Annotated in this window: 22 protein-coding genes; 10 read left to right on the top strand and 12 right to left on the bottom strand. The window is 60.0% G+C overall.

What is annotated here, in order from left to right:
- The first annotated feature begins 42 nt into the window (after positions 1-42).
- From MXF20_RS13125 to MXF20_RS13140, 4 genes are read left to right on the top strand one after another with little or no spacing between them, the layout of a single operon-like run.
- The gene (locus MXF20_RS13125; RefSeq protein WP_325969732.1) at positions 43-1,074 is read left to right on the top strand and encodes a hemin-degrading factor; all 1,032 of its coding nucleotides are present in this window, start codon (positions 43-45) and stop codon (positions 1,072-1,074) included.
- A complete protein-coding gene (locus MXF20_RS13130) occupies positions 1,071-1,895 on the top strand; it encodes a heme/hemin ABC transporter substrate-binding protein (RefSeq protein ID WP_325969733.1) in 825 nt (274 codons plus the stop codon). The genes MXF20_RS13125 and MXF20_RS13130 overlap by 4 nt, the downstream gene beginning before the upstream one ends.
- Positions 1,888-2,889: an iron ABC transporter permease gene (locus MXF20_RS13135; RefSeq protein WP_325969734.1), complete on the top strand. Its 1,002-nt coding sequence runs from the start codon at positions 1,888-1,890 to the stop codon at positions 2,887-2,889. The genes MXF20_RS13130 and MXF20_RS13135 overlap by 8 nt, the downstream gene beginning before the upstream one ends.
- Positions 2,882-3,661, top strand: coding sequence for a heme ABC transporter ATP-binding protein (locus MXF20_RS13140; RefSeq protein ID WP_325969735.1), 780 nt, complete (start codon positions 2,882-2,884; stop codon positions 3,659-3,661). Before MXF20_RS13135 ends, MXF20_RS13140 begins: the two co-directional genes overlap by 8 nt.
- Positions 3,662-3,678: 17 nt before the next feature.
- On the opposite strand, the gene MXF20_RS13145 is transcribed toward MXF20_RS13140, so the two are convergent.
- Positions 3,679-4,671: an MDR family oxidoreductase gene (locus tag MXF20_RS13145; RefSeq protein ID WP_325969736.1), complete on the bottom strand. Its 993-nt coding sequence runs from the start codon at positions 4,669-4,671 to the stop codon at positions 3,679-3,681.
- A gap of 560 nt (positions 4,672-5,231) precedes the next feature.
- On the opposite strand from MXF20_RS13145, the gene MXF20_RS13150 reads away from it, so the two are divergent.
- Positions 5,232-7,379 (top strand): ornithine decarboxylase, encoded by a 2,148-nt coding sequence (locus tag MXF20_RS13150; protein ID WP_325969737.1) that lies wholly within the window; start codon positions 5,232-5,234, stop codon positions 7,377-7,379.
- A gap of 70 nt (positions 7,380-7,449) precedes the next feature.
- Here the strand turns inward: MXF20_RS13150 and mltC are convergent, their stop codons facing one another.
- The 3 genes from mltC to mutY are packed head-to-tail and all read right to left on the bottom strand — an operon-like array spanning position 7,450 to position 9,942.
- Complete coding sequence (mltC, locus tag MXF20_RS13155) at positions 7,450-8,529, bottom strand: membrane-bound lytic murein transglycosylase MltC (protein WP_125310017.1); 1,080 nt, start codon at positions 8,527-8,529, stop codon at positions 7,450-7,452.
- Between the two features lie 55 nt (positions 8,530-8,584).
- Positions 8,585-8,857 (bottom strand): oxidative damage protection protein, encoded by a 273-nt coding sequence (locus MXF20_RS13160; RefSeq protein WP_039380106.1) that lies wholly within the window; start codon positions 8,855-8,857, stop codon positions 8,585-8,587.
- Entirely contained in the window at positions 8,857-9,942 is a 1,086-nt protein-coding gene (mutY, locus tag MXF20_RS13165) for an A/G-specific adenine glycosylase (protein WP_325969738.1), read from the bottom strand. The genes MXF20_RS13160 and mutY overlap by 1 nt, the downstream gene beginning before the upstream one ends.
- 154 nt (positions 9,943-10,096) lie before the next feature.
- On the opposite strand from mutY, the gene trmB reads away from it, so the two are divergent.
- From trmB to MXF20_RS13185, 4 genes are all read left to right on the top strand, one after another.
- Positions 10,097-10,816, top strand: coding sequence for a tRNA (guanosine(46)-N7)-methyltransferase TrmB (gene trmB / locus MXF20_RS13170; RefSeq protein ID WP_325969739.1), 720 nt, complete (start codon positions 10,097-10,099; stop codon positions 10,814-10,816).
- Positions 10,816-11,142 (top strand): YggL family protein, encoded by a 327-nt coding sequence (locus MXF20_RS13175; protein ID WP_021313105.1) that lies wholly within the window; start codon positions 10,816-10,818, stop codon positions 11,140-11,142. The genes trmB and MXF20_RS13175 overlap by 1 nt, the downstream gene beginning before the upstream one ends.
- A 430-nt stretch (positions 11,143-11,572) precedes the next feature.
- Positions 11,573-12,289 carry a DUF2884 domain-containing protein gene (locus MXF20_RS13180; protein WP_325969740.1) on the top strand — a complete coding sequence of 239 codons (717 nt, stop codon included), beginning with the start codon at positions 11,573-11,575 and terminating at the stop codon, positions 12,287-12,289.
- A 211-nt stretch (positions 12,290-12,500) separates the two neighbouring features.
- Positions 12,501-14,756, top strand: coding sequence for an Ig-like domain-containing protein (locus MXF20_RS13185; protein ID WP_325969741.1), 2,256 nt, complete (start codon positions 12,501-12,503; stop codon positions 14,754-14,756).
- Between the two features lie 70 nt (positions 14,757-14,826).
- Here MXF20_RS13185 and hemW read toward each other — a convergent pair whose 3' ends face one another.
- The 4 genes from hemW to MXF20_RS13205 are packed head-to-tail and all read right to left on the bottom strand — an operon-like array spanning position 14,827 to position 17,838.
- Positions 14,827-15,957 carry a radical SAM family heme chaperone HemW gene (gene hemW, locus MXF20_RS13190; protein WP_325969742.1) on the bottom strand — a complete coding sequence of 377 codons (1,131 nt, stop codon included), beginning with the start codon at positions 15,955-15,957 and terminating at the stop codon, positions 14,827-14,829.
- Positions 15,950-16,543, bottom strand: coding sequence for an XTP/dITP diphosphatase (locus tag MXF20_RS13195; RefSeq protein ID WP_325969743.1), 594 nt, complete (start codon positions 16,541-16,543; stop codon positions 15,950-15,952). The genes hemW and MXF20_RS13195 overlap by 8 nt, the downstream gene beginning before the upstream one ends.
- A 20-nt stretch (positions 16,544-16,563) precedes the next feature.
- Positions 16,564-17,118, bottom strand: a complete 555-nt coding sequence (locus MXF20_RS13200; RefSeq protein ID WP_021506626.1) for a YggT family protein — start codon at positions 17,116-17,118, stop codon at positions 16,564-16,566.
- Between the two features lie 12 nt (positions 17,119-17,130).
- Positions 17,131-17,838, bottom strand: a complete 708-nt coding sequence (locus tag MXF20_RS13205; protein ID WP_325969744.1) for a YggS family pyridoxal phosphate-dependent enzyme — start codon at positions 17,836-17,838, stop codon at positions 17,131-17,133.
- 16 nt (positions 17,839-17,854) lie between these two features.
- Here MXF20_RS13205 and MXF20_RS13210 point away from each other — a divergent pair, with 16 nt between their 5' ends.
- Entirely contained in the window at positions 17,855-18,847 is a 993-nt protein-coding gene (locus MXF20_RS13210; protein ID WP_325969745.1) for a type IV pilus twitching motility protein PilT, read from the top strand.
- Positions 18,848-18,913: 66 nt separating this feature from the next.
- Here MXF20_RS13210 and ruvX read toward each other — a convergent pair whose 3' ends face one another.
- The 4 genes from ruvX to rsmE all read right to left on the bottom strand — a co-directional run bounded on the left by ruvX (position 18,914) and on the right by rsmE (position 21,751).
- Positions 18,914-19,330 carry a Holliday junction resolvase RuvX gene (ruvX, locus tag MXF20_RS13215; RefSeq protein WP_058781621.1) on the bottom strand — a complete coding sequence of 139 codons (417 nt, stop codon included), beginning with the start codon at positions 19,328-19,330 and terminating at the stop codon, positions 18,914-18,916.
- Positions 19,330-19,893 (bottom strand): YqgE/AlgH family protein, encoded by a 564-nt coding sequence (locus MXF20_RS13220; RefSeq protein ID WP_325969746.1) that lies wholly within the window; start codon positions 19,891-19,893, stop codon positions 19,330-19,332. Before MXF20_RS13220 ends, ruvX begins: the two co-directional genes overlap by 1 nt.
- An 85-nt stretch (positions 19,894-19,978) precedes the next feature.
- Positions 19,979-20,923: a glutathione synthase gene (gene gshB / locus MXF20_RS13225; RefSeq protein ID WP_021506631.1), complete on the bottom strand. Its 945-nt coding sequence runs from the start codon at positions 20,921-20,923 to the stop codon at positions 19,979-19,981.
- Positions 20,924-21,019: 96 nt separating this feature from the next.
- Entirely contained in the window at positions 21,020-21,751 is a 732-nt protein-coding gene (rsmE, locus tag MXF20_RS13230) for a 16S rRNA (uracil(1498)-N(3))-methyltransferase (RefSeq protein ID WP_325969747.1), read from the bottom strand.
- Positions 21,752-21,790: the final 39 nt, after the last annotated feature.

The raw sequence follows: 21,790 nt of genomic DNA on the forward strand, positions 1-21,790 counted from the left end.
CGCCCTGCGGTGGCGCAGGGCATTTTCACGGGAGCAAGCGCAATGCATCAACGCTATCAACACTATCTGGCGCTGAAAGGCCAGCATCCAAAAATGTACGCGCGTGATTTAGCCGCGCTGATGGGCATAGGGGAAGCCCAGCTGTGCGAAGCGCGCGTGGGCCACGACGCGCTGCCGCTGCGCGCCGATTTTCCAGCGCTGCTGACGGCGCTGGCGGCAGTGGGTGAGACCAAAAGTATTACGCGCAATGCTTATGCGGTGCACGAACAGCTGGGAACCTACAGCAATCTGCATCTCGGTGAACACGGCGGGCTGGTGCTTAATCCGCGTGCGCTCGACCAGCGTCTGTTTCCCGCGCAGTGGCACAGTGCTTTCTTCCTGCATGAGCAGACCGCGCACGGCGAACGGCAGAGCATCCAGATTTTCGATCGTCACGCCGATGCGGTGCTGAAAATCTACACTACCGCGCAAACGGCGATGCTGGCGTGGCAGGCGCTGATTGAGCGCTTCCGGCTGGCGCACGCGCCTCAGCTGCAGCCGCAGCCGGTCAGCGCCACGCCGTTCAGCGACCAGGTTGATGCCGGCACTGTCGAAGCGGAATGGCGTGCCATGACCGATGTGCATCAGTTCTTTGGCCTGCTGAAGCGTCACCATCTCGCGCGGCCGCAGGCATTTCGCGCGGTGCCGGATGATTTAGCGTGTCAGGTGAGCAACACCGCGCTGGCAACGCTGCTGGCGCAGGTGCAGCAGGATGGCAATGAAATCATGATTTTCGTCGGCAATCGCGGCTGTACCCAGATCTTTACCGGCGCTATCGACAAAGTTGTGCCGCTGGATAACTGGATTAATGTTTTTAATCCCACGTTCACGCTGCATCTGATGGCGGACTGCATTCACGAGAGCTGGGTGACACGCAAGCCGGGCGGTGATGGTTTCGTCACCAGTCTGGAGCTGTTCGCTGCCGATGGCACGCAGATTGCCCAGCTGTACGGCCAGCGCAGCGAGGGCACGCCGGAACAGGCACGCTGGCGCGAGCAGGTGATGGCGCTGACGCCGACAGGAGCCGCCGCATGAAAGCGCTGATCCTGACACTGCTTGCTCTGCTGACGCTGCCGGCGTGGGCGGCGCAGCGCATCATTACTATCGGCGGCGATGTAACGCAGATCGTCTATGCGCTGGATGCGCAGGCGCAGCTGGTGGCGCGCGACAGCACCAGCCAGCATCCGGCGCAGGCCACCAGACTGCCGGATATTGGCTACATGCGCCAGCTCAACGCCGAGGGCATTCTGGCGCTGAAACCGACGCTGGTACTGGCCAGCGCGCTGGCTAAACCATCGCTGGTGTTGCAGCAGGTGGCGGACGCCGGAGTAACGGTGGTGGAGGTCAGTGGGGATAACCGCCTCGATGCCATCACGGACAAAATCGCCACCATTGGCAACGCGCTGCAGCGTGAACAGGCGGCCCGCGCGTTGATCGACAAGGTCAACAAACAGCGTGCGCAGCTACCGCAGCAGCCGCTGCCGGTGAAAGTGCTGTTTATCATGGCGCACGGTGGTTTACGCACCCAGGCGGCTGGTGCGCAGACCGGCGCTGACGGCGCAATTCGCGCTGCCGGCCTGGTCAATGCCATGGGCGCGGTACCGCACTATCAGCAGCTGTCGCAGGAGGGCGTCGTGGCGGCAGCACCGGATTTGGTGGTGGTCGGCGAAGAGGGGCTGCGCACGCTGGGAGGCGAACAGGCGGTGTGGGCGCTGCCAGGCCTGAAGCTGACGCCGGCCGGCCAGCATCACGCGCTGCTGGTGATTGATGAGATGGCGCTGCTGAGTTTCGGCCTCGATACGCCGGGCGCGATTTTGCGCCTGCGCCAGGCGGCGGAAGCCGTGCAGCATGATTAACCGCCTGATGATGCGCTGGCTGATGTTAATGAGTATCAGCATGCTGGGGTGCATGCTGCTGGCGGCCAACCTCGGTGCGATGCCGCTGTCGCTGCGCACGCTGTGGCAGGCGCCGTTCAGCGATCTGGCCTGGCAAATCTGGCTCACAATTCGCCTGCCGCGCGTTTTGCTGGCGGTGCTGACTGGCATGGCGCTGGCGGTGTCCGGCGCGGTGATGCAGGGGCTGTTTCGTAATCCGCTGGCCGATCCCGGACTGCTGGGGATCAGCAGCGGTGCCGGGCTGGCGGTGGCGCTCTCGGTGGTGTTACCGGTGAGCCTGCCGCCGCTGCTGGCGCTGTGGCTGCCCTCGCTGGCAGCGTTTGCCGGCAGCCTGGTGGTGACGCTGCTGATCTTCAGCTTTAGCCGGCTGGCGCAGGGCCAGCTGGCGCGCCTGCTGCTGGTGGGCATTGCGATTAATGCGCTGTGCGGCGCGGCGGTTGGCGTGCTGTCGTGGCTGAGCAACGACCAGCAGCTGCGTCAGCTGTCGCTGTGGGGCATGGGCAGCCTGACGGGTGCCCAGTGGCCGAGCCTGCTGGTGTGTGCGCTGCTGATGGTGCCGGCGCTGCTGCTGGTGCAGACGCGCGCGCGTCGCCTCAATCTGCTGCAGCTGGGCGAAGAGGACGCGCACTATCTGGGCGTCGATGTTAAACGCACGCAGCGCCAGCTGCTGGTGCTGAGTGCGCTGCTGGTGGGCACGGCGGTGGCGGTCAGCGGCATTATCGGTTTTGTCGGGCTGGTGGTGCCGCACGTGATGCGTTTTTGTCTCGGCAGTGACCACCGCTGGCTGCTGCCGGGCGCGGCGCTGGCAGGAGCGATTCTGCTGTTGCTGGCGGATACGCTAGCGCGCACCGTGGTGATTCCGGCCGAAATGCCGGTCGGGCTGCTAACCAGTCTGCTGGGCGGGCCGTGGTTCCTGTCGCAGATTCTGCGCCAGCAAAGGGGGCTGAATGAGTGAGCCGTTGCAGGCGCGCGGACTGCGGTTTGGCCGGGGAACGCGTACCTTAATCGATGATGTTTCCCTGACGCTGCCGCCGGGCGAAATGGTTGCCCTGATCGGTCCTAACGGTGCCGGTAAGTCGACGCTGCTGCGGCTGCTGACCGGCTTTCTGCACGCGGACGCCGGCGAATGCTGGCTGGGCGATCGTCCACTGGCGGCCTGGCCGCGCGAACCGCTGGCGCAGCGCCGGGCGGTGATGCGCCAGCAAAACAGCGTCACCTTTCCGCTGCCGGCTGCCGACGTGGTGGCGATGGGGCGCGCACCCTGGCCGGCCGGTAACTGCCAGGCGGTGGTGCAGGAGGTGATGCAGTTAACCGGCAGCGCGCCGCTGGCGCAGCGCGACTATCGCTCGCTGTCGGGCGGGGAGCAGCAGCGCGTGCAGCTGGCCCGGGTGCTGGCGCAGCTGTGGCATGACGACGGTCCGCGCGGCTGGTTGTTGCTGGATGAACCCACCTCCGCGCTCGATCTCTACTGGCAGCAGTCCACTCTGCGCCTGCTGCACCGGCTGACGCGCAATGGCCGCTTCAGCGTCTGCGCGGTGCTACACGATTTGAACCTCGCCTCACTGTGGTCGGATCGGGTGTTGCTGTTACACCACGGGCAACTGGTGGCGCAGGGCGCACCGCACGCGGTGATGACCGAACCGATCCTGACGCGCTGGTATCAGGCCGACCTGCAGGTGGTTACGCTGCCAGCGCAGGATCGGCCGCAGATACAGCTGCGGCCATAACTGCACCCTGCACCGGGTCAGGGCGCCTGGCGGCAATCGACAATCAGCCGCCCACGCACCTGGCCCGCCAGCAGCTGTTCTGCGCCTGTGCGCGCCTCGCTCAGTGGAATCACATTGGTCATCTGCTCCAGCTGCGCGCCGTCAACCAGCTCTGCCAGACGCTGCCACGCCTGCTGACGCAGCGGTTTGGCGCACATCACGCTGTCCACGCCGGCCAGCGTAACGCCGCGCAGAATAAACGGCGCGACGCTGGTGGGCAGATCGAGGCCCTGCGCCATGCCGCAGGCGGCGACCACGCCGTCGCGCTGAATCCCGGCTAACACATTGGCCAGCGTATGGCTGCCGACGCTATCGATCGCCGCAGCCCAGCGCTCTTTCGCCAGCGGTTTGCCAGGCGTGCTCAGTTCGTTACGGTCAATAATCGCGGAGGCGCCGAGCGTATCAAGCAGGTAGGCGCTGTCGCTGGCGCGGCCGCTGGATGCCACCACCTCATAGCCGAGACGCGCCAGCAGGCTCACGCTGAAACTGCCCACGCCGCCGCTGGCACCGGTAACCAGCACCGGACCGTGCTGCGGTGTGATGCCCTGTTTTTCCAGCGCCAGCACGCACAGCATCGCGGTAAAGCCGGCAGTACCAATCGCCATGGTTTGCAGCGGGCTGAGCGCCGCGGGGACCTTGACCAGCCAGTCGCCGGAGACGCTGGCTTTCTGCGCCAGCCCGCCCCAGTGTTTCTCGCCCACGCCCCAGCCGGTGAGCAGCGCGATATCGTCCTGCTGCCACTCCGGATGGCGGCTGTGGATCACCCGGCCAACAAAATCGATGCCCGGCACCATGGGAAACTGGCGCACAATCGGCCCTTTATTGCAGATGGCCAGCGCGTCTTTGTAGTTGAGGGTGGAGTAGCTTACTTCGAGGGTAACATCCTGATCGGGCAATTGTTGCTCTGACAGATCCTGCAGGGATGTGCGGTATCCCTGTTCATCATTTTCAATGACCAGTGCCTTGAACATGCAGCCTCCGGCTGGTTGGGGAAAGTGTGCCTCATACTACGCTTCTGCCCGCGCGACTGCCAGGCGGGTTGCCGTGGCTGGTGTGCCAGACCTGACTGGCGTTACATTCTGCATAACTTTGCATAACCTTCGACTATTCAGGCAGTTAGAAACGCGCCCATTAAAAATAATCATTTTAATACAACGGGTTACTCATCTGGTGCACTGCATCAAAATTCCGCCCTGATTGGTTGTTCGCGGGAAAAAAAGATGCCATCATGTCGCCCGAATTTATTTCCCATCTTCATTGCTGAGGACGCCGCCATGCCCGGTACAATGCACATCTGCACTTGTCGCCGTGCGCTTCATGCTAAGCGCGCCTCCGTCATCTGTTGTTCGCATTTCCCGCTCACCATGCGGTGAGGCGCATCCCCGTTTGCTGTTGGATATGAGTAAAGACAGATGCGATCTGGCTTTACTGATGTCTATCGGTTGCGGCCGCCGGACGTTATTCGCCGGGGAAATTTCCTCATTGCTGTGCCACTGGCACCCACTCATCCTTCATTACGGGGATTTGTGTTATGAACCCATTGAAAATTGCTGCCAGCGTAGCGGTAGCGCCAAGCCTGAGTCTTAACACCGCGCGCGACGTGGTGACGCTGGACAATACCGATTTCACCGATGTTGCCGCGGTGGTGATCTCGCTGGCCGACACGCGCAGCGGCGTGCTGACGCTGCTGCGCCAGACCGGCTTCAATCTGCCGGTGTTTGTCGCGAACGCCTTTGATGACGCGGTGCTGGCATTGCCGGGCGTGACCGGAGAGATTAACGGCGCAGCGGAAGAGTGGCAGGCGCTGGAGCAGGCGGCGCAGGCGTATGAAGCAGAACTGCTGCCGCCGTTTTTCGACACCCTGACGCGCTATGTTGATATGCAAAACAGCACCTTTGCCTGTCCGGGCCATCAGGGCGGGGCGTTTTTCCGTCGTCATCCGGCCGGACGCCAGTTTTATGAGTTCTACGGCGAGAACGTTTTTCGCTCCGATATGTGTAACGCGGACGTCAAGCTGGGCGATTTACTGATCCACGAAGGCTCGGCCAAGGATGCGCAGAAATATGCCGCGCGCGTGTTCAACGCCGATAAAACCTACTTCGTGCTGAACGGCACCTCCAGCGCCAACAAAGTGGTGACCAACGCGCTGCTGACGCGCGGCGATCTGGTGCTGTTTGACCGCAACAACCATAAATCCAACCATCACGGTGCGCTGATCCAGGCGGGCGCCACGCCGGTTTATCTGGAAGCGGCGCGTAACCCGTTTGGCTTTATTGGCGGCATCGATGCGCACTGTTTCGACGAGGCGTATCTGCGCGAACAGGTGCGCCAGGTCGCGCCACAGCGTGCGGATCAGCCGCGTCCGTTCCGGCTGGCGATCATTCAGCTTGGCACCTACGATGGCACGGTGTACAACGCGCGCCAGGTGGTGGACCGCATCGGGCATCTGTGTGACTACATCCTGTTTGATTCGGCATGGCTGGGTTACGAGCAGTTTATTCCGCTGATGGCCGGCTGCTCGCCGCTGACGCTGGAGCTCAGCGAGAACGATCCGGGCATCTTTGTCACCCAGTCGGTGCATAAGCAGCTGGCGGGCTTCTCGCAGACTTCGCAGATTCACAAGAAAGATAACCACATTCGCGGCCAGAAACGCTTCTGCCCACACAAGCGGCTGAACAACGCGTTTATGCTGCACGCCTCGACCAGCCCGTTCTATCCGCTGTTCGCCGCGCTGGATATCAACGCCAGAATGCATCAGGGCGAAGCGGGGCGCAGTATGTGGCACGACTGCGTTACGCTGGGCATTGATGCGCGTAAAGCGATCCTTGAGCGCTGCAGCCTGATTCAGCCCTTCCTGCCGGAGCAGGTGCACGGCAAGCCGTGGCAGGCGGCGGAAACCGCCACCATCGCCGCCGATCCGGCGTATTTCAGCTTCGAACCGGGCGCGAAGTGGCACGGTTTTGCCGGTTACGATGCCGGGCAGTACCTGGTGGATCCGTGCAAGCTGCTGCTCACCACACCGGGCATTGATGCCGCCAGCGGCGAATACACCCGCTTTGGCATTCCGGCCACCATTCTCGCCAACTATCTGCGCGAGAACGGGATCGTGCCGGAGAAGTGCGATCTTAACTCGATCCTGTTCCTGCTGACGCCAGCGGAAACGCCGGAAAAAATGGCGCATCTGGTGGCGATGCTGGAGCAGTTTGAACAGCACGTGCGTGAAGATGCGCTGCTGGCCGAAGTGCTGCCGAGCGTGTATCGCAGGCACGTCGAGCGCTATCAGGGCTACACGCTGCGTCGTTTGTGTCAGGAGATGCACGATTTGTACGTCAGCTACGACGTCAAGGATCTGCAGCGCGACATGTTCCGTCATGCGTGTTTCCCGAAGGTCGAGGTCAATCCGCAGGATGCGCATCAGGCGTATATTCGCGGTGACGTTGAGCTGGTGCCGATTGCCCGCGCGGAAGGGCGCATTGCCGCTGAGGGCGCGCTGCCGTATCCGCCGGGTGTGCTGTGCGTGGTGCCCGGCGAAACCTGGGGCGGCGCGGTGCAGCGCTATTTCCTCGCGCTGGAAGCGGGGATCAATCTGCTGCCGGGCTTTTCACCGGAATTGCAGGGCGTTTATACCGAGGAAGATGACAGCGGGTATAAGCGGTTAGTGGCGAATATGATGTTGTAGGAAGGGGCTGTTCCCACACCGCACGGCACCTTCTCCCGCAGGAGCGGGAGAAGGTGGCGATGAGCGCTAATCAATAACGATGGTAGCTGCGCTGAGCCTGGCTCACTTTGTACAGATAGCGGCGCGATTCGGCCGATGGATGGTTGGTGGTCAGCGTCTGATACACCTGGCTCGGTGACATGCCGTTGATGGTGGCGAAAGCGCGGTCTTTATCGCTGGAGAACACGCGCAGCACGCTGCCCGCACCGCCGTTATAGGCGGTGATCACCGCGTAACGGCGCGACAGCGGATCCTGAATCCCGCCGAGATAGCTCTTCTGCAACAGCGACAGATAGGCAGTACCGGCATCAATGTTGTTGGCCGGATCGAGCAGGTAGCTGCGGCTCGGTTTACCCCATTTGCCCTTCATGCGGAACACATCGACCCCGGCAGTATGCTGCACCACCTGCATCAGACCCAGCGCATCGGCGTTGCTTACCGCATAAGGGTTGAAGCTCGATTCGGTCTGCATGATCGCCAGAATCAGCGAGGCATCAACGCCATACTGTTCGGCGGCTTTGCGCACCAGCGGCAGATATTTATGCGCACGTTTGTCGAGGTGGTTTGGCACCATCGGAATAGTCACCGACCAGATGACGTGCAGCCCGGAGGTGCGTTTCTGCAGTTTGTTCTGAATCAGGTAATCGGCAAAGTTGCCAGCGCGCCCCTGCCAGCGGATCGGCTGACCGGTATTATCCAGCACCTGACCGTACAGCAAAGGCTCTTTACTGATCTGAATATCATTGGCGTCGGAGTAAAGGTCGACGTTGCCCGGATCGTCACCAATCAACAGCGTGGTGATGATGGCCTGGCGCAGGCTGGCCATCGGATCGGTACCGGAAATGGTCTCAATGGTGATGCTACCGCTGTCGAAGTTGATGTGACTGCGGGTGTAATAGTTGTCGCTGTATTTGACGTAATCTTTCGGTCCGGCGATCAGAACCTCATTCATCCCCCAGATATTCTCGATGTTGGCGGCAAATTGCCCCATCAGAATGTCAAAACCGTTGGTGTCCTTAACCCACTCTTCATGGTACTGCGATTTTTTTTGTCCGGAGCAGGAGACTAACAGGGGTGCGATGACCAGCAGTGCTATCAGTTTTTTATTCATTGTGAATGCGTGCCTGATTCGAAAAAAGAGGGCCTCAAAGGAAGGCCCTGAACGTTTATTTTTCTGGCGGGGTAAAACCTTCAATGTGCACATCTTTGCCTTCGAACAGGAAATTCACCATCTCCTTCTCCAGCACTTTGCGATCTTCCGGGTTCATCATGTTGAGCTTCTTCTCGTTGATCAACATGGTCTGCTTAGACATCCACTGCTGCCAGGCTTCTTTAGAAATCTCATTGTAGATGCGCTTACCCAGTTCGCCAGGATAGAGCTGAAAGTCCTGGCCTTCAGCGTCGCGTTGCAGATAGGTACAAAAAATGGTGCGGCTCATTACTCTTCCTCTTCGGTCAAACGGGTTCGCAGTTGAAGCTGCCGGGGATGGCGCAGCTCATGCAGCAGGCGCTCTACCGGCGCGGCCAGCCCCACTGACGGTGGTTGCGCTAAGTTATACCAGAGACCGCCGGCTTCATCCATCAGCGACCCGGAGGAAGGCCACGCCAGCCACATAGGCACAATGTCTAAGTGGAAATGGCTGAAGGTGTGACGAAACGCGGTGAGCTGCTGCGGCTTCGCGGTGATGCCGCGCGCCGCCAGCCAGTCAGTCAGCGCTTGCTCACTGGTGAACTGCGGGAAGCAGAACAGGCCGCCCCACAAACCCACCGGCGGACGCTGTTCCAGAAACACCTCGTCGCCGTGCTGCAGCATCAGGAACCAGCCGCTGCGCTCTGGCAGCGTGACTTTCGGCTTCTTGCCGGGATAATCAGCCCAGTTGCCCTGTGCATAGGCCTCGCAGCCGCTGTTAAGCGGGCAGATTTCGCATTTCGGGCGGGAGCGAGTACACACTAACGCGCCGAGATCCATCATTGCCTGATTGAACTGGCTGACGCCTTCCGCTGGCGTGACGTCTTCGCTGATCTGCCACAGCCGCTTCTCCACCTCTTTTTTGCCCGGCCAGCCGCTCACCGCATAGCAGCGCGCCAGCACGCGTTTTACGTTGCCGTCGAGGATCGGGAAATGCAGGCCAAGCGACAGCGACAGAATCGCGCCCGCCGTGGAGCGGCCGACGCCCGGCAGCGCCGCGACGTCATCGAAATGGGGCGGGAATACGCCGCCGTGCAGCTCAACCACCTGTTTAGCCGCCTTGTGCAGGTTACGCGCCCGTGCGTAATAGCCGAGGCCGGTCCACAGATGCAGCACTTCATCGAGCGGTGCGGCGGCCAGGTCGGCAACCGTGGGGAAGCGCGCCATAAAGCGTTCGAAATAGGGAATAACGGTGGCAACCTGCGTCTGCTGCAGCATCACTTCAGAGAGCCACACCTTATAAGGTGTTTTCTCCAGCTGCCACGGCAGAGTTTTACGGCCAAAGCGTTGATACCACTCCAGCACCTGTTGCGCGAACTGCGGCGCCTGCATCATAAGAAGGAAATTTTCCGTGTTTACTCTACAATCAGGCAGGAATTCCAGCACAGAGACATCAGGGTGTAAACCGGAAGATTGCAAAGGCTTGCTTCTGTTACTTAACTTTGCATAATGCCCGTTTCCCTGAACAGGCTAACCAGCAGGTTTCAACATGATTAATGACGTCATCACCCCGGAATTTGATGAGAACGGGCGGCCTTTACGCCGTATCCGCAGTTTTGTGCGCCGCCAGGGGCGCTTAACGAAAGGACAGCAGCTCGCGCTCGACAATTACTGGCCGGAGATGGGCGTCGAGTATCAGCCGCAGCCGCTCGACATGGCCGCGCTGTTTGGCCGCGAAGCGCCGCTGGTGCTGGAGATCGGGTTTGGCATGGGCGCCTCGCTGGTGACCATGGCGCAAAATAATCCGCACCAGAACTTCCTCGGCATTGAAGTGCACGCGCCGGGTGTCGGTGCCTGCCTGGCGTCGGCCAAAGAGGCTGGCGTGGAGAACCTGCGCGTGATGTGTCACGACGCAGTGGAAGTGCTGGAGAACATGGTGCCGGACAATTCGCTGCGCATGGTGCAGCTGTTTTTCCCGGACCCGTGGCATAAAGCGCGTCACAACAAGCGCCGCATCGTGCAGGTACCGTTTGCCGAGCTGGTGCTGCGTAAGCTGAAGCTGGGCGGTGTGTTCCACATGGCGACCGACTGGGAAGAGTACGCCACGCACATGCTCGAAGTGATGAGCAGCATCGATGGCTATAGCAATCAGTCGGAGAGCCAGAATTACGTGCCGCGTCCGGAAACGCGTCCGTTAACTAAATTTGAGCAGCGCGGGCAGCGACTGGGCCATGGCGTATGGGATCTGATGTTTGAGAGGGTGAAATAATGGCCGTAAAACGTAGCCGCCGTTTACGTAAAAAGTTGCATGTTGATGAGTTCCAGGAGCTGGGCTTCTCTGTTGCCTGGCGTTTTGCCGAAGGCACCAGTGAGGAAGAGGTGGATGCCACGCTCGATCAGTTCATCAATGAGGTGATCGATCCGAATGGTCTGGCCTATGACGGCAGCGGCTATCTGGTGTGGGAAGGGCTGGTGTGTCTGCAGCAGACCGGTAAGTGCACCGACGCGCACCGCGAGCTGGTGCGTAACTGGCTGGAAAAGAAAAATCTCGCCGATATTCAGGTCACTGAACTCTTCGACGTTTGGTGGGACTAAGTATCACCACTGGCGATAACTTCGCGCGATGAATCGCGCCGCTACACATTCAGTGCGTGTTGGTTGATTCGCTTGCCCAACGCACCTTTCGTAGCGGCGCAATAGCTTCGCGCGATGAATCGCGCCGCTACACATTCAGTGCGTGTTGGTTGATTCGCTTGTCCAATGCACCTTTCGTAGCGGCGCAATAACTTCGCGCGATGAATCGCGCCGCTACACATTCAGTGCGTGTTGGTTGATTCGCTTGTCCAATGCACCTTTCGTAGCGGCGCAATAACTTCGCGCGATGAATCGCGCCGCTACACATTCAGTGCGTATTGGTTGATTCGCTTGTCAAATGCACCTTTCGTAGCGGCGCAATTTATTGCGCATCGCCAGACGCAGCACAATGCCACCGCTTATCAGACTATTCACATCTGCAGGAGATTTCATGGTTCGTAAGGCTCTTCTCGCCGCGCTGCTGCTGACGGCAGCTCAGGCGCATGCTGACTATCAGTGCAGCGTCAATCCAAAGGATGATGTGATCATCAAACCCCAGAGCGTGCAGGTGGTGGGCAGCAACGGCAACCTTGAAATCACGCCACAGGGCGATGTGCAGTTCAACGGCAAGCCGGTGAGCGTCGATAACGCCACGCGCCAGCAGGCGATTGACTACCAGAACGCGCTGCGTCGCGATCTGCCTTGGGTCGACAGCGGCGCAACCACCCGTCTGGAGCGCGGCCGCGTGGCGCTGGATAAAGTGATCGTCGAAAAACTCGGGGCGGACAGCAACGTGCGCAATCGCCTGACCACGCTGAACGGCCAGCTCAAGCAGCAGATGAACCGCATCATCGAGCATCGTCCGGATGGCCTGACCTTCCACCATCAGGCCATTGAGCAGGTGCGCGCCGACGGCGAGAAGCTGGTGCAGAGCACGCTGGGCGGAGTGTTGCAGGATAGCCTGAACGAGATGGGCACCAAACAGGCCGCCAGCGGCAGCAATCCGCTGCAGGCGCTGATGGGCAACCTCGGCGGGCTACAGCAGTCGATTCAGACTGAATGGAACAATCAGGAGCAGGATTTCCAGAACTTTGGTCATGAAGTGTGTAACCGGGTGACCGCACTGGAAAGCCAGCGCAAAACGCTGATGCAAAACGTAAAGGGCTAAGCCAGACGCGTTGCCGCTGCATGCACGGAACATCACGGCGTCATTGTTCTTCTGAACAGTGGCGCCTTTTTTATCCCTGCGACTTTTAAGCCGTGATTTAACGGGTTGTCCTAGATTCGGGACGAATCTGATAACGGCAAAATTTCCGCATTAATAACTATATCAACGGGCATTAAGCCTATTGAACTTATTAATTTTTAAGGAAAATTTTATGTTATTTTCTGACACCTCTGCTTCCAGTTCACATCCGGTTTTATCTCCCCCTGTGGTTATCTTTGCCGAACGCGGCTGGTACAACGATCCGCAAAAACGCTGGCAGGGAACGGTGCAAACGCCGGATGCGGTTGAAGTCATCGTGACGGTTAACGGTGGCAATCCGCTACGCGTGCCGGTGATCAATGGCCACTTCGAGTGGATGCCGCTACAGCCAATGGCCGATGGCGAATACCAGCTCACGTTCACCGCCGTGGATGCCGCTGGCAATCACAGCGCACCCACGCGCGTGGATTACAATATTGATACCCATCCGCCCGCCAGACCGATCATTGAAGCGATTGAAGACCACGTTGCCGGCGGTGTGGAGGACGGTAACAGCATCCGCCGTAACGGCTATACCAACGATGATCAGCCGGTGGTACGCGGGCAGGCAGAAGCCAACACGCTGGTCTATCTTTATGATGGTAACAACCTTCTCGCCTCTGCCCGTGCCGATGCGCAGGGCAACTGGCAGGCGCAGCTCGATCTGCCGCAGGACGGAACCTATAACCTGACGGCGCAGGCCGAGGATCGCGCCGACAACCGCAGCCAGCCGTCGCCGAAGTGGACCTTTCATCTCGATACGCTTGCCCCGGACACGCCAGCGTTCAGCTATTACGACGACAATCGCGGGCTGTATCAGGGCCAGTTTGGCCGCGGCAAACCCACCGATGATGTCCGGCCGGAACTGCACGGCGAAGCCGAGCCCGGCAGCGTGGTGCGCATTCAGTATGCCGCACCGGGCGGTAAGTGGATTGTCGGCGGTACGGCCACCGTCGACAGCAGCGGCCACTGGCACTGGACGCCGCCGCAGGATCTGCTGCCGGACGGCGACTGGCGTTTTCGCAGCCGCAGCAGCGATAAAGCCGGCAACCTCAGTCAGTGGAGCGACAGCTGGACGCTAACCATCGACACCCGCATCAACACGCCCACCATCCTGCAGGCTATCGATGACGTCGGCACCATCCAGCCGGTGCTGCCGGGCCAGACCACCGACGATAAGCGACTCGATTTTTCCGGACAGGCCGAGCCTTACAGTCAGGTGACGCTGTACCTGAACGGCGTGGCAGCCGGCAGCGCCACGGTGGGTGCCGACGGCCGCTGGCAGATTACGCCGGACCGCGACATGCAGAAGGGCATCAACAACTTTACGGTAAAAGCGGTCGATCTGGCAGGTAACGTCAGTGACTATGCGCCCAACTGGGCGATCAATTATGATTCCGGCGTAAAGCACAGTTCTGGCGAAGAGAACTGGAACTGCCGCGCCAATATCAGTTGGCAAACCGGCCGGGTGTATCAGTACGGCGGATTGAAAGTTACCGAACTGAAACACGGCACCAGCAACAGCAGTTTCTACACTGGCATCATGAACCGGCCGGATGGTTATGAAAGCAAAGCGATTGAGATGCTGGATCATTCGATCGTGCAGTTTGATTGTGGTGCCACCAATTACGTCGAGTTCAATTATGGCTATCTCCACAATTGCGATACCTACGTGGATATCTTCTCCCCCGGCGGTGAATTGCTGGGACGTGAATACCTGCAGCCCGGCGGCGCCAGCCGGTCTGAGCAGGGCCTGAACACCTTTAGCTGGCAGGCTCCGGCGGGCCAGCAGATTGGCTATATTGACGTCCATTCAGGTGAAGATCCGGATACCTATAAAAAAGTGCTGTGCTGGAACGTGCTGGTGAAGCGCGATGTCGGCTGGATTATTGACACTGTGCGCTGGGGCAAAGACGAGAGCCTGTTACAGCACAATACGCTGCCGGAAACGCAGCAACGGGAGGGCGCGCAGCTGCATCTGAATGATGTACAGCAGTGGCTGGCGGCGCACAGCGGACAACCGCTGCAGGGCTTCTCTGCGCTGGTGCTGGAAGGAGAACATCAGCAGCTTGATTATCAGCAGCTGACGCAGCATATCAGCGGCCTGCGGCATATCGATCTTAGCGGCACAGGAGACAATCTGCTGCAGCTGGATGCGCAGCAGCTGTTGCAGCAGGCGCAGCAGGATTTACTGCTGCCAGAGCGCGCGCACAGCTGGCTGATTGATGGTGATGCCGGCGATGTGGTGCAGCTCAGCGATAGCACGCAATTTTATCAGCAGTGGCAGCAGCAGGGGACGCAGCAGAGCGGTGGCAAAGTGTGGCAGGTGTTTGAGAGTCTCGATCACAGCGCGACGCTGTTAATCAATAATGAGGTGACGGTCGCCTGAGCGTAAGGGATGCAGCCGTGCCGCACTGCACGGCTGCCAGCGGAAAAGGCGCGCGCCTTCTCCGCTGAATTTACATGAACAGCTCCAGCAACGAATTCAGGAACAGTTTGCCTTTTTCGGTAATCTGCCAGTGTTCTGCCTCTTCCTGCACATAACCGGCGGCGATGGCCGCGTCGATCTGCGGGCGAATCACTGCCTCGTCCAGCCCGGTGTAGCGCTGAAAGTCGGCGCGCGGCGCGGCTTCCAGCAGGCGGAAACGGTTCATAAAGAACTCGAACGGTTTGTCCTCGTCCGGCACGTCTTGCTGCTTATCCAGATAGTTGCCCTTCATAAAACCGCGCGGATGACGGGTTTTCACCGTGCGCACGATGCGCCCGTCCGGCTGCGTCAGCTTGCCGTGCGCGCCACAGCCGATGCCGAGGTAATCACCGAAGCGCCAGTAGTTCAGGTTATGCTCGCAGCGATAGCCCGGTTTGGCGTAGGCCGAGGTTTCATACTGCTGATAGCCTGCGGCGCTCAGCAGCTGATGACCCTGCTCAAAGATATCCCACAGCGCATCGTCATCCGGCAATACCGGCGGGCGTGAACCAAACAGCGTGTTGGGCTCAATGGTCAGCTGATACCACGACAGATGCGGCGGGTTGAGGGCAATCGCCTGGCGCAAATCGTCCAGCGCCTCTTCCAGCGACTGATCCGGCAGACCGTGCATCAGGTCGAGGTTAAAGCTGCGCAGGCCGAGACCGGCCGCCAGCTGTGCCGCGCGGCGCGCCTCGTCCGGACCGTGGATGCGGCCCAGGCGCGTCAGCTTTTGCGGACTGAAACTCTGCACGCCAATCGAAATCCGGTTAATGCCCGCCCGCTGGTAGCCGCTGAAGCGATCGGCTTCCACCGTGCCCGGATTGGCTTCCATGGTGATTTCGGCGTCCGCCGCCAGCGGCAGGCGCGCACGCACGCCGTCCATCAGCTGCTGCATCGCTTCGCTGCTCAGCAGGCTGGGCGTGCCGCCGCCGATGAAAATGGTGCGCACTTCGCGCCCGGCGGTCAGCGGCAGATCCTGGTCAAGATCGTTGAGCAGATGCTGCACATACTCGCTGTGCGGCACTTCGCCTTTGAGCGCGTGCGAGTTGAAATCGCAGTACGGACACTTCTGCACGCACCACGGGATGTGGATATAAAGGCTTAACGGTGGTAACTCAGGCATTGCGCATCGCTTCCAGCAGCAGCGTCAATGCTTTACCCCGGTGCGACACGGCACGCTTTTCATCCTTGCTCAGCTCGGCCGCAGTTTTACCCAGCGCCGGCACGTAAAAGATCGGATCATAACCGAAACCGCCTTCACCGGCGGCCGCGCGGGTAATCTCCCCGGCCCAGCTGCCGTGAAACACCAGCGGCGTCGGGTCAGTGGCGTGACGCACGTACACCAGCACGCAGTGGAACTGTGCCTGGCGCTCGCCGTCCGGCACCTGCTCCAGCGCCTGCAGCAGTTTGTCGAGATTCTGCTGGTCGCTGGCATCAACGCCGGCATAGCGCGCCGAGTAAATGCCCGGTGCGCCGCCCAGCGCATCGACTGCCAGCCCGGAGTCATCGGCAATCGCCGGCAGGCCGGTGATCTGCGCCGCGTGACGCGCTTTCAGGATGGCGTTTTCGATAAAGGTCAGCCCGGTCTCTTCGGCAGACTCTACGCCCAGCTCGGTTTGCGCCACGATATCCAGGCCGAAGGCCGCTAACAGATCGGCCAGTTCACGTACTTTGCCCGGATTACCGGTGGCGAGCACAACTTTTTGCATAACAGTTCCAGATTAACGAATTACAGCAGGTACCAGAGACCCGGGAACAGGTCCATACCGAGGAAGTTCAGCGCATACAGCACCAGAATCACGATCATCGCCGAGAAATCGATGCCGCCCATCGCCGGCAGGATGCGGCGAATCGGTGCCATCAGCGGTTCGGTCAGCTGGATCAGCACATAGTCCATCGCACCGCGTCCCTGACTGATCCAGCTCATCAGCGAGCGAATGATGATCACCCAGAACACCAGATAGCCGGCGGATTTCACCAGCGACAGCAGGCCCACCAGCAGGTTGGTCGGATCGACGGAGAACACCCCGACCTGAATCAGCAGCAGAATCGGGTATTTCAGCGTGGTCAGCACAAACGCCAGCAGCAGCGATGCGGTGTCAATCGGTCCCAGCGCCGGCAAAATGCGGCGCAGCGGTTTAACAATCGGCTGGGTGATCTTCACGACAAACTGCGCCAGCGGATTATAAAAGTCACAGCGTGACCACTGCATCCAGATGCGCAGCAGCAGCACCATCACGTACAGGTCAATCAGCGTTTTGACTAAAAACGTCAGTGTTAACATGAGGTTCCTCAATTATTGTTGTGAAGGGCGCGCATAATCCCGCGCGCCAAATACGGCGGTGCCGATGCGCACCATGGTACTGCCTGCGGCAATCGCCGCATCCATATCGTCGCTCATTCCCAGAGAAAGCGTATCGACGCCTGGATAGTCCTGCTGCAGGGCGCGGAACGCGCTGGCCATCTGCTGGCACACCGCCAGCTGGCGTGCGAAATCCTGCTCGGGCGCCGGAATCGCCATCAGCCCGCGCAGGCATAAACGTGGCAGCGCGGCAATCTGCTGCGCCAGCCCGGCGACGTCCTCCAGCATGATGCCAGATTTGCTGTGCTCGTCACTGATATTTACCTGAATTAACACGTTAAGCGGCGGCAGCGCGGCCGGGCGCTGATCGTTGAGCCGCTGCGCGATACGCAGGCGGTCAACGGTGTGGCACCAGGCAAAGTTTTCCGCCACCAGACGGCTTTTATTGGATTGTAACGGCCCGATAAAGTGCCATTGCAGATCAGGATGTGCGGCCAGTTCGGCAACTTTTTCAACCCCTTCCTGCACGTAATTTTCACCGAAGGCGTGCTGTCCGGCGGCAATCGCTTCTGCGATGGCGCTCGCAGGTTTGGTTTTGCTCACTGCAAGCAGCGTAATTTCTTCTGGTGCGCGGCCGCAACGCGCGGCAGCAGCAGCGATACGCTCGCGCACTTGCTGTAAGTTGTGCTCAATGGAAGTCATAGTCAGGAGAAGTTAAATGGATTTGGATGACGTTGTGGCGCTTAGTGTAAAGCATAACGCGGCCGATCTGCACCTTTGCAGCGGACATTTACCGCACTGGCGGCGGCAGGGCGTGCTGGAGCCGATACCGCAACAGCACACCTTACCCGAGAGCTGGCTGCAGGCCTTTCGCGAACAGTGGCTCACCGCCGCGCAGCACAGTGAATTAGCCGGTAGCGGTCACGTTGATTTTGCCATCACGCTCGGCAGCGGTATCCGGCTGCGCGCCAACCTGTTCCGCCAGCGGCACGGACTGGCGCTGGCGCTGCGGCTGATTGCCAGCCAGCCACCGGATATAGCGCGCCTGCAGCTGCCGGACGTGGTGCGCTCGCTACTGCAGCTGGAGGAAGGGCTCATTCTTATCACCGGCGCGACCGGCAGCGGCAAATCTACCACGCTGGCGGCGCTGGTGGATAGCCTCAATCGTCAGCAGGCGCGCCACATCATCACGCTGGAAGATCCCATCGAGTTCGTCCACCACAGCCAGCGTTCGCTGATTCAGCAGCGTGAAATCGGCGCGCACTGCGCCTCGTTTCAGCTCGGATTAAAAGCGGCGCTGCGTGAAGATCCGGATGTCATCCTGCTGGGTGAGCTGCGCGACAGCGAAACCATCAGGCTGGCGCTGACCGCTGCCGAAACCGGCCATCTGGTGCTGGCCACGCTGCATACGCGCGGCGCGACGCAGGCGGTGGACCGGCTGGTGGATGTGTTTCCGGCCGAGGAGAAAAACCTGGTGCGCACCCAGCTGGCCGGCAGCCTGAAAGCGGTGCTGGCGCAGCGTTTAGTCGCCGCCAAAGCCGGCGGCCGCATTGGGCTGTTTGAAGTGCTGGTGGCGACGCCGGCGGTCGCCAACCTGATCCGCGAAGGCAAGATGCATCAGCTGCCCGGCGTATTGCAGACCGGCGCACAGGCCGGAATGCAGACTTTCGCCCAAAGCGAGCAGGCCCGGCGCGAGGCGGGATTGATTTGAGCGGAGAAGTGCTCTGAGAACCTGCGACACGGCGGCGCGAAACCGCGCGGCCGCATTTGGGCTGATTTAATGCGTCTCGAACCAGTCCTGCAGGATAATCACCGCGGACTGCGAATCGATGTGGCCTTTCTGCAGCGCACGATAGCCGCCGCGTTCGAACAGATCGGCACGCGCTTCAACGGTGCTCAGGCGCTCGTCCTGCAGCTCGACACGCACGCCGAAGCGGCCGTGCAGCCGGTTAGCAAACTTGCGCGCGCGCGCCGTCAGCGGCTGTTCGCTGCCGTCCATGTTCAGTGGCAGGCCAACCACCACATAATCCGGCTGCCACTCTTTCAGCAGCTTACCGATCAGCTCCCAGTCCGGCGTGCCGTCCTGCGCTTTCAGCGCGGTGAGCGGTCGCGCAGTGCCGGTCAGCTGTTGCCCGATGGCGACGCCGATGCTTTTGGTGCCGAAGTCAAAGCCGAGCAGCGTTTCACTGGTCATCAGGCGTGTCCTGCATCGCTGGTCATGTTGTGGATGTCCACACCCATGCTGCGCGCGGCTTCACGCCAGCGTTCGGCAATCGGCGTCTGAAACAGGATCTGCGTATTGGCCGGCGTGGTCAGCCAGGCATTCTCCAGCAGCTCGTTTTCCAGCTGATCCTTCTCCCACGCGCAATAACCCAGCGCCACCAGCACGTTCTCTGGCTGTTCACGCGTGCCGATTGCTTCCAGCACATCGCGCGAAGTGGTGATCACCGTATTGTCAGAAATGCGGATGCTGGAAGAGAACACGCGCTGCGCCGAGTGCAGAATAAAGCCACGATCTTCAGCCAGCGGGCCACCGGCAAACACCGGCTTGTCCAGTTTGATGGCAGGATCGCGTTCTGATGGGCTGATTTTAAGTTTTTTCAGGATGCCTTCGACCGTCAGGTTGTCCATCGGCTTGTTAACGATCAAACCCATGGCGCCATCTTCGTTATGCTCGCAGATATACACCACCGAGCGTTTGAAGAAAGGGTCCTGCAGCGACGGCATCGCAATCAAGAAATGGTGCTGTAAATTCATTCTCACTCGTTTACCAAAAATAGCCGGCGCTGAACGCCAGCACCGGCTTTGGGTGGTTCACGGAGTTCTCACTCCTGCGGCATCCTCAGCCCAAACGTTTTTCAATCGCGTCCATCAGCATGCCGGTAATGGAGACCGGGAACGCCGCCTCGATTTCACGGATGCAGGTTGGGCTGGTGACGTTAACTTCTGTCAGTTTATCACCGATAATATCGAGGCCGACAAAAATCAGCCCTTTGGCTTTCAGCGTCGGACCTACGCGGCGGGCAATTTCCCAGTCGCTGTCGCTCAGCGGACGGGCTTCGCCGCGGCCACCGGCGGCGAGGTTGCCACGGGTTTCCCCGCCCTGCGGAATACGCGCCAGGCAGTATGGCACCGGTTCACCATCGACCACCAGCACGCGCTTGTCACCGTCTTTAATCGCCGGCAGGTAGTTTTGCGCCATGCAGAAGAACTGGCCGTGGTTGGTCAGGGTTTCGGTGATCACGCCGAAGTTGGCATCATCTTTTTTGATGCGGAAAATCGACGCGCCGCCCATGCCGTCGAGCGGCTTGAAGATCACATCGCCATGCTCCTGCCAGAAGGCGCGCAGCTGCTCTTTGTTGCGCGTCACCAGCGTGTCTGGCGTCAGGTCGGCGAACCAGGCGGTGTAGAGTTTTTCGTTGCAGTCACGCAGGCTCTGCGGTTTGTTAACGATCAGCGTGCCTTGCTCTTCCGCACGCTCCAGCAGATAGGTGGCGTAAATGAATTCGGTATCAAACGGCGGATCTTTACGCATCAGCACCACGTTGAGATCGGCCAGCGGGATAGTCTGCTCGCTGCCAAACGTGTACCACTGATCGTAGTTCTGCTCGACGCTCAGCAACCGGGTGCGCGCATACGTCACGCCACCGCGCAGCGACAGATCGCCCATCTCCATGTAGTGAATTTCATAACCGCGGCGCTGTGCTTCCAGCAACATGGCGAAGCTGGAGTCTTTTTTAATGTTGATGGACGAAATCGGGTCCATAACGATGCCAAGCTTAATCATTATTCTCTCCTCAAAGGGGAATTCAGCCACCCCGTTCCGTGCGAAAGCGTTGTGCTGGTCAGTTATCTGCGTGTGTCTTCGGGCTGAAAGTATCCCTTAACCGAGGTCACCAAACCTCACCTGAAGTGCCGTGATGGCGGTGAGCGCCGTGGTTTCGGTGCGCAAAACGCGCGGACCGAGCAGGATATCGGTAAAGCCGTGCTGCGCCGTCATGGCAATTTCCTCTGCCGACAGGCCGCCTTCCGGGCCAATCAGCAGCCGTACGCGTTCAACCGGCTGCGGCAGCGTATTGATGCTGTGGCTGGCGCGCGGATGCAGATTCAGCTTCAGGCCGTCATCCGCTTCGGCACACCAGGCTTCCAGCGTCATCGCGGCGCGGATTTCCGGCACGCGATTACGGCCGCACTGCTCGCAGGCGGCGATGGCAATTTTCTGCCACTGCTGAATCTTTTTCGCCAGGCGTTCGGCATCCAGCTTTACGCCACAGCGTTCAGAAAACAAGGGCGTAATCACATTCACGCCCAGTTCGATCGATTTCTGGATAGTGAATTCCATTTTTTCACCGCGCGACATCACCTGTCCGAGGTGCAAGTGCAGCGGGGATTCACGATCGTCCGGCTGGCTGGCAAGGACCTTTACTTTTACACGCTTTTTGTCGGCCTGGGTGATTTCGGCGCTAAAAGTCAGATTACTGCCATCAAACAGCTCAATCTGCTGTCCGGCGCTCATGCGCAGCACGCGGCCGACATGATTGGCGGCATCCTCATCAAGCAGGATTTCACTGTTAACGGTTAGAGCTTCGGGGTGATAAATGCGGGGTATGCGCATGCGGTTCCTGCCGGCGTTATGCCGCATCGCGCGATGCGG

Origin of the sequence: Pantoea dispersa, assembly GCF_035783935.1 — a bacterium.
GTDB classification, from domain to species: domain Bacteria; phylum Pseudomonadota; class Gammaproteobacteria; order Enterobacterales; family Enterobacteriaceae; genus Pantoea; species Pantoea dispersa_C.

Excerpts from the sequence above, each read along its gene's own strand:
- MXF20_RS13145 (WP_325969736.1), bottom strand. The coding sequence starts at position 4,671 with ATGTTCAAGGCACTGGTCATTGAAAATGATGAACAGGGATACCGCACA.
- hemW (WP_325969742.1), bottom strand. The coding sequence starts at position 15,957 with ATGCCTGAGTTACCACCGTTAAGCCTTTATATCCACATCCCGTGGTGC.
- mltC (WP_125310017.1), bottom strand. The coding sequence starts at position 8,529 with ATGAATAAAAAACTGATAGCACTGCTGGTCATCGCACCCCTGTTAGTC.
- rsmE (WP_325969747.1), bottom strand. The coding sequence starts at position 21,751 with ATGCGCATACCCCGCATTTATCACCCCGAAGCTCTAACCGTTAACAGT.
- MXF20_RS13125 (WP_325969732.1), top strand. The coding sequence starts at position 43 with ATGCATCAACGCTATCAACACTATCTGGCGCTGAAAGGCCAGCATCCA.
- MXF20_RS13150 (WP_325969737.1), top strand. The coding sequence starts at position 5,232 with ATGAACCCATTGAAAATTGCTGCCAGCGTAGCGGTAGCGCCAAGCCTG.
- MXF20_RS13140 (WP_325969735.1), top strand. The coding sequence starts at position 2,882 with ATGAGTGAGCCGTTGCAGGCGCGCGGACTGCGGTTTGGCCGGGGAACG.
- MXF20_RS13200 (WP_021506626.1), bottom strand. The coding sequence starts at position 17,118 with ATGTTAACACTGACGTTTTTAGTCAAAACGCTGATTGACCTGTACGTG.
- MXF20_RS13180 (WP_325969740.1), top strand. The coding sequence starts at position 11,573 with ATGGTTCGTAAGGCTCTTCTCGCCGCGCTGCTGCTGACGGCAGCTCAG.
- MXF20_RS13205 (WP_325969744.1), bottom strand. The coding sequence starts at position 17,838 with ATGACTTCCATTGAGCACAACTTACAGCAAGTGCGCGAGCGTATCGCT.
- trmB (WP_325969739.1), top strand. The coding sequence starts at position 10,097 with ATGATTAATGACGTCATCACCCCGGAATTTGATGAGAACGGGCGGCCT.
- MXF20_RS13195 (WP_325969743.1), bottom strand. The coding sequence starts at position 16,543 with ATGCAAAAAGTTGTGCTCGCCACCGGTAATCCGGGCAAAGTACGTGAA.
- MXF20_RS13220 (WP_325969746.1), bottom strand. The coding sequence starts at position 19,893 with ATGAATTTACAGCACCATTTCTTGATTGCGATGCCGTCGCTGCAGGAC.
- MXF20_RS13160 (WP_039380106.1), bottom strand. The coding sequence starts at position 8,857 with ATGAGCCGCACCATTTTTTGTACCTATCTGCAACGCGACGCTGAAGGC.
- MXF20_RS13210 (WP_325969745.1), top strand. The coding sequence starts at position 17,855 with ATGGATTTGGATGACGTTGTGGCGCTTAGTGTAAAGCATAACGCGGCC.
- MXF20_RS13135 (WP_325969734.1), top strand. The coding sequence starts at position 1,888 with ATGATTAACCGCCTGATGATGCGCTGGCTGATGTTAATGAGTATCAGC.
- gshB (WP_021506631.1), bottom strand. The coding sequence starts at position 20,923 with ATGATTAAGCTTGGCATCGTTATGGACCCGATTTCGTCCATCAACATT.
- MXF20_RS13130 (WP_325969733.1), top strand. The coding sequence starts at position 1,071 with ATGAAAGCGCTGATCCTGACACTGCTTGCTCTGCTGACGCTGCCGGCG.
- ruvX (WP_058781621.1), bottom strand. The coding sequence starts at position 19,330 with ATGACCAGTGAAACGCTGCTCGGCTTTGACTTCGGCACCAAAAGCATC.
- MXF20_RS13175 (WP_021313105.1), top strand. The coding sequence starts at position 10,816 with ATGGCCGTAAAACGTAGCCGCCGTTTACGTAAAAAGTTGCATGTTGAT.
- mutY (WP_325969738.1), bottom strand. The coding sequence starts at position 9,942 with ATGATGCAGGCGCCGCAGTTCGCGCAACAGGTGCTGGAGTGGTATCAA.
- MXF20_RS13185 (WP_325969741.1), top strand. The coding sequence starts at position 12,501 with ATGTTATTTTCTGACACCTCTGCTTCCAGTTCACATCCGGTTTTATCT.